Here is an 11,845-nt window from a genome sequence, read left to right on the forward strand (position 1 = left end):
AGAACCTGCTCAGTGGGAGGGGCCGGTCTGAGGGGTGAAGGACTCAGGCCCCTGTGAATTCTTCGTGAACGAAGAATCGCAGAGGCCTGAATTCCCTAAGGCTATTAACAGCTGATTATGCCACGCCGTCCTGGCGGTCCAGAACACTGGCCAGCGCCTGCTCGAAGCCGGACGCCTTCCCGGCGGGCGCCGTCGGGTCCTGCTGGCGGACGTCGATGACATGGCCGGTCAGCTCGGACAGCAGCACGTCCAGCGAGGTGCGGGCGACGGCCTCGGAGGAGAGCAGGCTGCCCGCGGGCTCCTGGCCGAAGGCCTTGGTGCGCATCGGGGTGGCGGTGCGCTCCGGGTTGATGCAGTTGACGCGGACGCCGTCGCCGGCCCACTCGTCGGACAGGGCCTGGGTGAGGTTCACCATGGCGGCCTTGGTCGAGGAGTACAGGCTGTACTCGGCGCGACCGCGGGTGTAGCTGCTGGAGGTGTACAGCAGCAACTGGCCCTTGGTCTCGGACAGGTACTTGTACGAGGAGCGCGCGATCTGCACCGGGGCGAGGTAGTTGACCTTCAGCGCCTCCTCGATGGTGGCGTTGTCGGTCTCGGCGAGCTTGCCGATGCGCAGCACACCGGCGGTGTTCACGACGTAGTCGATGCGCCCGGTCTCGGCGTACGCCTTGGACAGCGCGTCGTCGACCTCCTCCGGGTTCTCCACGTGGGTACCGGTGGTGGAGCGGCCCAACGCGTACACCGTGGCGCCGTAGGACTCGGCGAGTTCGGCGATGTCCTTGCCGATGCCGTAGGAGCCGCCGAAGACGACGAAGGTCTTGCCGGTCAGCAGCTGGCGGTAGGCCTCCTCGCTCACCTGCTCGGGAGCGGCGGTGGAGGCCAGCTGGAAGAGCTTGTCGGCGATGAAGACGTCGACGGGCTGGGTGACCTTCATGTTGTACTCGTCACCCGCGACGACGTGGATCGGCACGTCCGGCAGGTACTTGAGCACGACGGAGCAGTCGTCCGTGGCCTGGAAGTTGGGGTCGCCGGCGGCGACCTCGTAGGCCCGCTTGATCGTGGACAGCTTGAACGCCTGCGGCGTCTGGCCGCGGCGCAGCCGGGAGCGGTCCGGGATCTCGGTGATGAACTCGCCGTCCTCGCCGTGGGTGCGGGTCACGATGATGGTGTCCGCGGACGGGATGGCGACGTCGACGGCCTGGTAGCGCTCCAGCGCCACGACGCAGTCGTCGATGACACGCTGCGACAGCAGGGGGCGTACGGCGTCGTGGAAGAGGACGTTGAGGTCCTCGCCCTCGGCCAGGCCCTCACCGAGGGCCTCGATGGCGCGCTCGGTCGTCTCGTTTCGCGTCGAGCCGCCCTCGATGATCTTCTTGACCTTCGTGAACCCGGCCTTGGCGACGATCTTCTCGATGTCCGGCACGTAACCGGGCGCCATCAGCACGATGATGTCGTCGATCGAGTCGGCCTTCTCGAAGGTGGTCAGCGTGTGCTCGATGACTGCCTTGCCGGCGATCTTCAGCAGCTGCTTGGGGATCGACAGACCCACGCGCTGACCGGTACCACCGGCCAGGATCACTGCGGTGGTACGGGGCTTGGCTATGTGCTGGGACACAGGTGACCTACCTTGTGGCGACTGGGAACTTGGAAATGGTCCCACTTGGGGTTACCGCAGTGCAAGGTGAGCGTCCCCGGCTGCATATGTGCGCGCAACCTGTCATTCACCTTGTACGCATGGTCATTGTGGAGAGCCTCTCCGGAGGTTCACGGCGAATTGCTGTGAGTAACGGCACAGGCTCAGCGAAGCCGTAGCCGCTTGAGGCAACGGTGGCCGAGTACCCGCACGAGTTCCTTCGACGAGGTCTGGTGAACCGTACGCGACTTGGCGGCCGCGGTGTGCCGCACGGGGGCGGCGGCCGCCGCGGCGAGGGCCCCGTAGAGCGCCTGTGCCGCGACCTCGGGGGCGATGCGCGGCTCGGCGATCGCCGGGGGCGAGGACTTCTGCGTGGCGGACAATTGCACGGCGGACAAAAGACTCATATCGCCGATAGCTCGCACCCCTGACCCACCGATACGCTCCGCGATCTCCGCACCGATCTCGGCGGCGGCCTCGACGGCCCACTGCGGAGTACGGATCTTCACGTCACCGGGACCGGGAGCGCACGCGTTCTTCATATGCATCACGGCGCCGTTCCGGACGAGCCGTGAATAGAGCTCCTCGGGCAGTTCATTGGCGCGGAATTCCTTATTAAGATTCCGCAGCATTTCGGTCTCAGCGAGGGTGAGCGAGCGATTCGCCGCGTCCGGAACGGGCCGCAGAAGATGCGCGGGCAGTGCGAGCAGCGCCTCGAGGGTGCGCATCAGGCCCTCCCGGTCCCGGTCGTCGACCACGACGACGGTGACCTGCTCGGGTCCGACCACGCGGGCCCAGCGCTCGACGAGCCGGTCGTGCCGGTGCCGGTGCCAGAAGCTGGGGTTGGGCTTGTCGTACGGCGGCTTCTTCAGCATGTGCCGCAGCCAGTCCTCGTAGCCCATGCGCAGGCCGTTCTGCACGTACTGCTGCCACTGCGAGGGCATGATCCGGGCCAGCGGGCGCAGCGTGACCAGGACGTGCACGCGGTCGCCGCCGAGCTGCTCGACGATCCGCTCGATCGCCTCGCCGTCGGGGGCGTCGGCGAAGAACTCGCTGCTGATCACCGACGTGCGCCGACCGGTGGCGCGCACCTGCTCCAGCAGCCGCTCCCAGTGCCGCTCGGTGGGCGGAGTGTCGCCCATCATGCCGGTGCGGGCGCAGGCGGCCAGCACCGCCTCCATGGGATGCCGGGTGGTGGCCGGCCACGCGACGCCGTGCCGGGCCATCTCGTCCCTCGCCTCGAACGGGGCGCCCTGAGAGTGACCTGGGACACGGATGAGTCCCAGGTCACCCACCAGGTGTTACGGGAGTAACAGCCGTTACTGGAGTTACACGACCTCGACGCCCGGCTGCCCCGCCTCGACCCGCAGCCGCGCCAGCGTGCTCGGCGTGGCCGTCTGCTGACGCACCGTGTCCACGATCCTGACCTGCGCGTCGATGCCGTCGCGGCGGATGTCGAAGAGGTGGTAGCCGCGGTGGGCGTCGAGCAGCTTCCAGTGCGGGTTGTCCGGCAGGCGCGGGTCCCACTCCTTGTGGAAGGCGGCCTGGTCCTGGTCGCCGTTGCTGGAGATGGACGTCCCCACGAACTCGGCGCCCACGACGTCCGAGTCCGGGTCGGCGTAGTCCTCCTTGAGGTCGCTGATCATCGTGAGGTGGCGGTCGCCGGTGAACACGACCGGGTTGCGGACCTGCTTCAACTCCTGCATCAGGGCGTTGCGTTCGACCTGGTAGCCGTCCCAGGCGTCGTAGTACCAGAGCTTGCCCTCGCCCACCTTGAGGTCGGTCTCGGCCATCATGATCTGCGAGCCGATCATGTTCCAGCGGGCCGGCGAGTTGTGCAGCCCGTCGAGGAGCCACTGCTTCTGCTCGGCGCCGAGCATGGTGAGCGAGGGGTCCTGGGCGCCTTCCTGGCTGGTGGCCTGGTCGCTGCGGTACTGCCGGGTGTCCAGCACACTCAGCCGGGCGAGGCGGCCGAACTCCAGGCGGCGGTACATCTGGATGTGCGGACCCGTGGGGATGGCGCTCGCCCGGACCGGCATGTGCTCGTAGAAAGCCTGGTAGCCCGCGGTGAGACGGGCCACGAACGCGTCGTGCGGCTGCTTGTCCGGGTCCTGCGGGATCTCGCCGGCGAAGTCGTTGTCGACCTCGTGGTCGTCGAAGGTGACCACCCAGGGCGCGTTCGCGTGCATCGCCGCGAGGTCCGGGTCGGTGCGGTACTGGGCGTACCGGTTGCGGTACTGGACCAGGCTGTACGGCTCGTCGCTGCCCTCGTGCTTCCGCAGAGCCGTCGCCGACGGCCTGGACTCGTAGATGTAGTCGCCGACGAACAGCACGAAGTCGGGGTCCTGGGCCAGCATGTCGGCGTACGGCGTGAAGTAGCCGTGCTGCCAGTTCTGGCAGGAGGCCAGCGCCATGCGCAGCCGGCCGCCGGAGCTGTGCGGGTGCGGGGCGGTGCGGGTGCGGCCGGTGGGCGAGATCTGGCCGCTCGCGCGGAAGCGGTACCAGTACGTACGTCCCGGGCGCAGCCGTCGTACGTCCACGTGGACGCTGTGCCCCAGCTCGGGCCGGGCCTGGGCGACACCGCGGCGCACCGGCTTTCTGAACCGCTCGTCCTCGGCGAGCTCCCACTCGACGGAGACGACGCGGTCCGGCATGCCACCGCCGTTCAGCGGGTCCGGGGCGAGCCGCGTCCACAGCACGATGCCGTCGGGCAGCGGGTCTCCGGAAGCGACACCGAGGCTGAACACGCCGTCGGGCAGCGGCGTTTCGGCGGCTCGGGCGGCGGTCGGCAGCCACAACTGGGCGGAGGCCGCGGCGCCGAGCACCGCGGCGCCCGCGGTCAGGAAGCGACGTCGGTCGGGCGATACGGATCCGGAAACACCGGTCATTCGGCGAACTCCCCTGCCTCGCTGGCCTGTTGGACACTTCGGATGCTCACGCCCGTGGGCGGTCCGGCTGCTGAACTACGAGCTTCGCGTGCATGACAAATAGGGAGACAACAGAAGACCCGTTGCGGCACGAGAACATGCCCTTGCCACAACGGGTCCGGCGATCGATCAGGAGTTGAACCCGGAGCCCAGCTTCGCGTTCGCGGCGACCGTGCCGAGGGTGCCGGCGCCGAAGGTGACCGAGCCGGTCGGGGTGATCCCGGCCGACGTGGACTTGAACACCCACACCGACCCGGCGTTCGCGTTCTCCCCCGGTGCGCCGACGACGAGTTCGGCGCGACCGTCGCCGTTGCCGTCGACGAGGTGGGTGGTGCGGCCGAAGGCGTCGCCGTTCTCCGCCGCGCCCGGCACACCGGTGGTGTCCTGGTTGACCCCCGCGGCGCCGGTGCCGGTCAGACCGCTCGCGCTGCCGCGCAGCACGATCGCCCCGCCGGCGTTGCTCAGCCCGCTGAAGTCCTCGCCGGGCACGCCCGTCGAGACATCGGCGTACCCGTCGCCGTTGACGTCGGCCACCGAGACATCGGAACCGAAGCCGTCGGCACGCTCAGCGGCGCCCGGGACTCCGGCACTGTCCTGGTTGACGTACATCGCCTTGCTCACGACGGGGCCGTCGGCGCCACCGGGGACGAACCCGACCCGGCCGCCCCTGGGCAGCGGAGTGTCGAGGTCGCTGTCATAGCCGTCGACGGAGCGGCCCGCGACGATGTCGTCGTAGCCGTCGCCGTTCACGTCGCCGAGGTCGAGGGACTCGCCCTGCACCCAGAAGCCCCGGCTGTCCGCGAGCACGATCTTCTCCGCGAGACCGTCCGGCGTGCCCCGCCAGTACGTGATGCGGCGGTGGTCGTACTCGTCACCGTCGTTCATGGCGGCGACGACGTCGTCGATGCCGTCACCGTTCACGTCACCGGTTGCCAGGTCCAGGAAGCGGGGGTCGGAGTCGTCGTGGACGATCTGCTCCCCGCCGCTCGCGGAACCGTCCCGTCCGAAAGGCCCCTTGACGATCCGCAGCTTGGTGAGGCTCTCCACGACCACCAGGTCGCTCGCCCCGTCACCGTTCACATCGCCGACGGTGAGCTGGTCCTTGGCGCTGAGCCGGTCGTAGGTGTTGTGTCCGTACGCCAGCGCCGCACCGCCCGACAGCCCGTTCGCCCCGCCCCAGACGACCTGCACGAGCCCGGTCTCGGCGCCCCCTTCGACGGAGTCCTCGCCGGTGACGCCGACGATCAGGTCCGCGTACCCGTCCCGATCCAGGTCGGCGGTACTGACCGCGCTGCCGAACCGGTCGTCGGTCTCGGCGGAGTCGGTGACACCGGCGCTGTTCTGGCTGATGACCTGCTTGGACGCGGTGTTGAGCCCGCTCGCCGAGCCGTATACCACGGCGACATACCCGGCGCGCGTCTTCCCGTCGACGGTCGCCTCGGGCGCCGCCACGGCGAGGTCGGCGTAGCCGTCACCGTTGAAGTCGTCCCTCGGCTCCGCCGTGGCCGACGGAGTGTCCCCGGCGGCCTGGGCGGCGGGCAGCGCGGCAGCTCCCGTCACCGCCAAGACGACGGCGAGTCCCGTGCGCCAGGTTCCCTTGCGCCTCTTCATGGTGCTGTCTCCTGTCGTGTGCGTGGGGGGATGGTCGTACGGAGAGTGGTCGTCGTACAGGGATGTATGCGTCGTCCACAGATGTATGTGTCGTCCGCAGATGTATGTGTCGTCCGCAGATGTATGCGTCGTACGAGAACGCCGTGGCCGTCAGTCCGCCAGCCCGGCACCGAACTTGGCGTTGGTCGCGGGCAGGCCCATGGTGGCCGAGCCGAACGAGAAGGAGCCGGCGGCGGTGACGCCTCCGGAGGTGGCCGAAAAGACCCACACCGAACCGTTGTTGGCGTTCTCGGCGGGGTCGCCCACCACCAGGCCGTCCCTCTTGTCGGCGTTCGCGTCGACCAGGGCGGTCTGCGCGCCGAAGCGGTCCAGCTTCTCGGCGGTGCCGGGCACGCCGCTGGTGTTCTGGCTGAACGCCTTGGATCCGGTGGCGGTCAGGCCGTTCGCGCTGCCGCGCAGCACGAGCACGGTGCCCGCGTCGGTGAGGCCGTCGAAGTCCTCGCCGGGCAGCCCGGTCGCCACGTCGAGGTAGCCGTCGCCGTTGGTGTCACCGATGGACAGCCCCGAGCCCATGCCGTCGCCACGCTCGCCGGCGCCCGGCACACCGGCGGTGTCCTGGTTGATCCACACCGGCTTGCGGGTGGTCGAGACGCCGCCCGGGCCGCCGTGGACGACGGCCAACGCGCCGCCCTTCGTGGGCAGTTCGACGTCGCTGTCGTAGCTGTCGTTGGAGTGACCGACGACGATGTCGCCGTACCCGTCCTTGTTCAGGTCGCCGATCTCGACGTCCTCGCCGCCGATGATGCGGCCCTGGGCATCCTTGAGCATGCCCTTGTAGGTGAAGCCGTCGGCGCCGCCCAGGAGCAGCTCGACCCCGCGCGAGTCGGACTCGTCGACGAAGGTGGACCGCACGGCGAGGTCGGCGATGCCGTCGCCGTTCACGTCGCCGGCCGTGATCGCCTGGTAGTTCTGGGGGTCCTCGGGATTGACGCGGAAGTAGTCCTTCTTCGCGGGCCGGCCGTCACGGTCGAACGGGCCGTGGAACACCGTGCCGTCCGGGCTGTCCGCCCCGTCGGGCTCCCCGCTCATCCAGTTGTCGTTGCTCAGGGTCACCAGGTCCGGGTGCTTGTCGCCGTCCACGTCGGCCACCGTGAACTGGCCGTTCCAGGGGCGGCCCTGCGGAGCCCAGGTGAGCCTTGTCGTGGTGGCCGAAAGGCCGTTGGGTCCACCCCAGTTGACCTCGACCGCATAGCCGTCCTCGACATCCATCATGTAGGCCTTCATGAACGAGACCAGATCGGCGTACCCGTCCCCGTCGAGGTCCGCACTCTCCAAGTACGTGCCGTACAGCCCCTCCCAGGCCTCCGGGTCCGGGACGCCCGGGCCCTTCAGCACCTGCTTGCGGGAGGTCGACAGGCCGCTCGCCGAGCCGTACAGAACGCTCACCGCGCCGGCCCCGGCCTGGGTGTTCACGGTGGTGCCGGGCGCGCCGATCGCCAGGTCGGGATACCCGTCCCCGTTGAAGTCGTCGTGCAGCCGCTTGGTGCTCGGCGTGGCGGCCGTGGCCTCGGTGGCGGCGTTGACGACGGGGACCGCCAGAGCGCCGGCGACGAGCGTGACGCCGGTGGCGAGGACCAGCCGTCTGCGGCGGGAGAGAAGCCTGCGGCGGTGAGAACGTGAAGCCATGTGAGTGTCCTGACGTACGTGGTGTGAGGGAGGAGAGCGGTCAGTGGGCCGAGCGCGACCCCGGGATTCCCGTGGTCAGCGCTGTCAGCGCGGGAACTCGGCGCCCAGCCGGGCACCGTCCGGGGTCGTGCCGAGCGCCTTGGCGCCGAAGGCGAGGGATCCCGTGGTGGTGACCCCGGAGGCGGTGGAGCGGAACGCCCACACCGAGCCGGCGTTCGTGTTCTCACCGGGGGCGCCCACGACGAGGTCGGCACGCCCGTCGCCGTCGCTGTCGAGCAGGGTGACGGCCTCGCTGAAGTAGTCACGGCGCTCGGCGGCGCCGGGGACACCCGCCGTGTTCTGGCTGAACACCTTCGAACCGGCGCCGGTCGGGCCGGAGGCCCCGCCCGGGATCACGGCGACCGTGCCCGCGTCCTCGACTCCGGCGAAGTCCTCGTAGGGGTTGCCGGCCACGATGTCGGCGTAGCCGTCGCCGTTCACGTCGCCCACCTCGACGGACGCGCCGAAGAGGTCGCCCGCCTCGCCGACGCCGGGTACGCCTGGGGTGTCCTGGTCGATCATGCGCGGATCCCCGGACGGCAGCCCCTGCGTGGTGCCCAGGACGACGCCGACCCGTGAGCCGTACTGGCTCGGGTCGCTCGGCTCCTCGTTGCCGTTGGCCGGGCGGGGCCGGCCGAAGACGAGGTCGTCGCGGCCGTCGCCGTTCAGGTCGCCGAGCTCGATGTCCTCGCCGCCCTCGATCTTGTCGCCCCGGCCGTTCCGCAGCACGGTGAGCGGTTCGAAGCCGTCCCGGGTGGCGTGGAGATAGTTGAGGTTATGGCCCGAACTCTGGTCGCCCGGCTCCCAGTCGGCCGCCATGGTCAGCGAGACGAGATCGGTGAGACCGTCACCGTCGACATCCCCGGCCGCCATCTCCAGCAGCGAGTCGTCGCGCTCGGAGACAGAGATGCCCAGGGTCCGGGCGGGCAGGCCCTCCCGGGTGAAGGGGCCGAACCGCACGCCCCCCGGCAGGGCCAGGTCCATGTGGCCGTCGCCGTCGAAGTCGCCCGGGATGCTGTAGTGGGTGGCGAAGGCTCGCCCCGGCTGGAGGATCGTTCCGCCGGACAGGCCCACGGCGGAACCCCACAGCACGGTCTGGCTGTTCGTGCGCGCCTCGCCGCCCCACGTCCAGTCCTCGCCGGTCGCGGGCACCACCAGGTCGGTGTAGCCGTCGCCGTCCAGGTCGCCGGTGATGAGATGGGCCCCGAATCGGTCGTCCACCTCGGGCGTGCCGGGAATCCCCGGCGAGGCCTGTGTGATGACCTTCTTGTTCGCGAGGTCCGGTCCGTGTGCCGAGCCGTACACGACGGCGACGTAACCGGCCGCCTTCTTCCCGCCGACCGTGGCGAGCGGGGAGCCCGCGGCGAGATCCTCGTACCCGTCGCCGTTGAAGTCCTGCCGCACACCCTCAGCCGAAGCCGCCGACCGCGGCTGCTGCGCCTGCGCCTGCGCCACGGGCAGAGCACCGCAGACGGCGGAGAGCAGGGCGACCGCGACGACGACAGCACGCCGTGTTCTGTGCGAGGCAGGCAAGGGCACGTCCACTCCGGTTGTCGCAAGGGCAGTTGACGGCGGAGAGGCTCAAGATCCTCATCCGCACCGCCCAGTACGACTCACCGGATCGACGGTTGGTTGCCCTGCCGTACGCCCCGACTTTCCCCGCCGTTAACGCACCTTCGCGGCGGACGCTCCTAGAACGGCTCGAAGTCGTCGAACTCCTGCTCCGCGTCGTCCCGTTCGGCCTGCTTGTCGCGCCTACGCTGCGCAGCGGGCCTCGGCGCCTCGAACCGATGGTCCTCACCCCGGCGGCCCAGCATCTCCGCCCCGGCCACCAGCGTCGGCTCCCAGTCGAAGACGACGGCGTTCTCCTCGGGCCCGATGGCGACGCCGTCACCGGAGCGGGCCCCTGCCTTCATCAACTCCTCTTCCACGCCGAGGCGGTTGAGCCGGTCGGCGAGGTAGCCGACGGCCTCGTCGTTGGTGAAGTCGGTCTGCCGCACCCAGCGCTCGGGCTTCTCACCGCGCACCCGGAACAGCGGCTCGCCGCCGGCCTCCTCGCGCGTCACGGTGAAGCCGGCGTCGTCGACGGCCTTCGGCCGGATCACGATCCGCGTCGCCTCTTCCTTCGGCTTCGCGGCGCGCGCCTTGCCCACCAGCTCGGCCAGCGCGAACGACAGCTCCTTCAGCCCGATGTGCGCCACCGCCGACACCTCGAAGACCCGGTAGCCGCGGGCCTCCAGGTCCGGCCGCACCATCTCGGCGAGGTCCTTGCCGTCCGGTACGTCGATCTTGTTCAGCACGACGATCCGCGGCCGGTTGTCGAGCCCGCCGTACTCCCGCAGCTCCGCCTCGATGATGTCCAGGTCGGAGACGGGGTCGCGGTCGGACTCCAGCGTCGCGGTGTCCAGGACGTGCACCAGCACACTGCACCGCTCGACGTGCCGCAGGAACTCCAGGCCGAGGCCCTTGCCCTGACTGGCGCCCGGGATGAGCCCGGGGACGTCGGCGATGGTGTAGACGGTCGAGCCCGCCGTCACCACACCCAGGTTCGGCACCAGCGTCGTGAAGGGATAGTCCGCGATCTTGGGCTTGGCGGCGCTCAGTACGGAGATCAGCGAGGACTTGCCGGCGCTCGGATACCCGACCAGCGCCACATCGGCGACCGTCTTCAGCTCCAGGACGATGTCCTGCAGGTCGCCCGGCTCACCGAGCAGCGCGAACCCCGGCGCCTTGCGCCGCGCCGACGCCAGCGCCGCGTTGCCGAGCCCGCCCCGGCCGCCCTGCGCGGCGACGTACGACGTGCCGTGCCCGACCAGGTCGGCGAGGACGTTGCCGGCCTTGTCGAGGACGACGGTGCCGTCGGGCACGGGAAGGACCAGGTCCTGGCCGTCCTTGCCGGAGCGGTTGCCGCCCTCGCCGGGCTTGCCGTTGGTGGCCTTGCGGTGCGGGGAGTGGTGGTAGTCGAGCAGCGTGGTGATCGACTGGTCGACGGTGAGGATCACGTCGCCACCACGCCCGCCGTTGCCGCCGTCGGGCCCGCCGAGCGGCTTGAACTTCTCACGGTGGACGGAGGCACAGCCGTGACCTCCGCTACCCGCGGCGACATGCAGTTCGACGCGGTCCACGAAGGTGGTCATGGTGGGTGCCTCCAGCACTTCGAAAAACGTACGAGTATGTCTCTGCTCTAACACGCGAAAGGCGGACCCGCCTTCCCACCAGGGAAGTGAGGTCCGCCTCGCGAAAGTGTCCGATCAGGCGACCGGAACGATGTTCACGACCTTGCGGCCACGGTGGGTGCCGAACTGCACCGCACCGGCGTTGAGCGCGAACAGCGTGTCGTCGCCGCCACGGCCGACGCCCGCACCGGGGTGGAAGTGGGTGCCGCGCTGACGGACCAGGATCTCGCCCGCGTTGACGACCTGACCGCCGAAGCGCTTCACGCCGAGGCGCTGAGCGTTGGAGTCACGACCGTTACGGGTGGACGATGCGCCCTTCTTGTGTGCCATCTCTCCTCAGTCCCTTACTTCGCAGCCGCGGGGATCTCAGTGACCTTGATCGCCGTGTACTGCTGGCGGTGGCCCTGACGACGGCGGTAGCCGGTCTTGTTCTTGTAGCGCAGAATGTCGATCTTCTGGCCCTTGTGGTGGTCCACGACCTCGGCCTGGACCTTGATGCCGGCCAGCACCCACGGGTCACTGGTCACAGCGTCGCCGTCGACAACGAGCAGGGTCGAGAGCTCGACCGTGTCGCCAACCTTGGCAGTGGAAATCTTGTCAACCTCAACGATGTCGCCGACAGCAACCTTGTGCTGGCGACCACCGCTGCGCACGATGGCGTACACGCGGATCTCACTCTCTCGCTCGGGAACGGCACCCCCGCAGTCCAGCCGCCCGACAGAGCAGGCGGCCTCTCCCGGCCGGAAAGCCCGAGAGGAAGAGGTTTACGGGGA

9 protein-coding genes are annotated in these 11,845 nt (G+C 69.5%); all 9 read right to left on the bottom strand.

The window, feature by feature from the left end; all coding sequences use genetic code 11:
- Nucleotides 1–115: 115 nt before the first annotated feature.
- A complete protein-coding gene (locus tag ACTMVF_RS19040) occupies nucleotides 116–1,615 on the bottom strand; it encodes a D-ribitol-5-phosphate cytidylyltransferase (RefSeq protein WP_441272252.1) in 1,500 nt (499 codons plus the stop codon).
- A gap of 182 nt (nucleotides 1,616–1,797) precedes the next feature.
- Nucleotides 1,798–2,928, bottom strand: coding sequence for a hypothetical protein (locus ACTMVF_RS19045; protein WP_441272253.1), 1,131 nt, complete (start codon nucleotides 2,926–2,928; stop codon nucleotides 1,798–1,800).
- 33 nt (nucleotides 2,929–2,961) lie between these two features.
- Nucleotides 2,962–4,521, bottom strand: coding sequence for an alkaline phosphatase D family protein (locus ACTMVF_RS19050; RefSeq protein ID WP_441272254.1), 1,560 nt, complete (start codon nucleotides 4,519–4,521; stop codon nucleotides 2,962–2,964).
- Nucleotides 4,522–4,689: 168 nt separating this feature from the next.
- Nucleotides 4,690–6,171, bottom strand: a complete 1,482-nt coding sequence (locus ACTMVF_RS19055) for an FG-GAP-like repeat-containing protein (protein WP_441272255.1) — start codon at nucleotides 6,169–6,171, stop codon at nucleotides 4,690–4,692.
- Nucleotides 6,172–6,321: 150 nt separating this feature from the next.
- The gene (locus ACTMVF_RS19060) at nucleotides 6,322–7,857 is read right to left on the bottom strand and encodes an FG-GAP-like repeat-containing protein (protein ID WP_441272256.1); all 1,536 of its coding nucleotides are present in this window, start codon (nucleotides 7,855–7,857) and stop codon (nucleotides 6,322–6,324) included.
- Nucleotides 7,858–7,941: 84 nt separating this feature from the next.
- Nucleotides 7,942–9,435, bottom strand: coding sequence for an FG-GAP-like repeat-containing protein (locus ACTMVF_RS19065; protein ID WP_441272257.1), 1,494 nt, complete (start codon nucleotides 9,433–9,435; stop codon nucleotides 7,942–7,944).
- A gap of 152 nt (nucleotides 9,436–9,587) precedes the next feature.
- The gene (obgE, locus tag ACTMVF_RS19070; protein ID WP_441272453.1) at nucleotides 9,588–11,033 is read right to left on the bottom strand and encodes a GTPase ObgE; all 1,446 of its coding nucleotides are present in this window, start codon (nucleotides 11,031–11,033) and stop codon (nucleotides 9,588–9,590) included.
- 114 nt (nucleotides 11,034–11,147) lie between these two features.
- Entirely contained in the window at nucleotides 11,148–11,402 is a 255-nt protein-coding gene (gene rpmA, locus ACTMVF_RS19075) for a 50S ribosomal protein L27 (RefSeq protein ID WP_030961848.1), read from the bottom strand.
- Between the two features lie 14 nt (nucleotides 11,403–11,416).
- Nucleotides 11,417–11,737, bottom strand: a complete 321-nt coding sequence (rplU, locus tag ACTMVF_RS19080) for a 50S ribosomal protein L21 (RefSeq protein ID WP_004931419.1) — start codon at nucleotides 11,735–11,737, stop codon at nucleotides 11,417–11,419.
- Nucleotides 11,738–11,845: the final 108 nt, after the last annotated feature.

This window comes from Streptomyces sp. SD31, assembly GCF_052068475.1.
Taxonomy (GTDB): domain Bacteria; phylum Actinomycetota; class Actinomycetes; order Streptomycetales; family Streptomycetaceae; genus Streptomyces.

Excerpts from the sequence above, each read along its gene's own strand:
- ACTMVF_RS19060 (WP_441272256.1), bottom strand. The coding sequence starts at position 7,857 with ATGGCTTCACGTTCTCACCGCCGCAGGCTTCTCTCCCGCCGCAGACGG.
- ACTMVF_RS19055 (WP_441272255.1), bottom strand. The coding sequence starts at position 6,171 with ATGAAGAGGCGCAAGGGAACCTGGCGCACGGGACTCGCCGTCGTCTTG.
- obgE (WP_441272453.1), bottom strand. The coding sequence starts at position 11,033 with ATGACCACCTTCGTGGACCGCGTCGAACTGCATGTCGCCGCGGGTAGC.
- ACTMVF_RS19050 (WP_441272254.1), bottom strand. The coding sequence starts at position 4,521 with ATGACCGGTGTTTCCGGATCCGTATCGCCCGACCGACGTCGCTTCCTG.
- rpmA (WP_030961848.1), bottom strand. The coding sequence starts at position 11,402 with ATGGCACACAAGAAGGGCGCATCGTCCACCCGTAACGGTCGTGACTCC.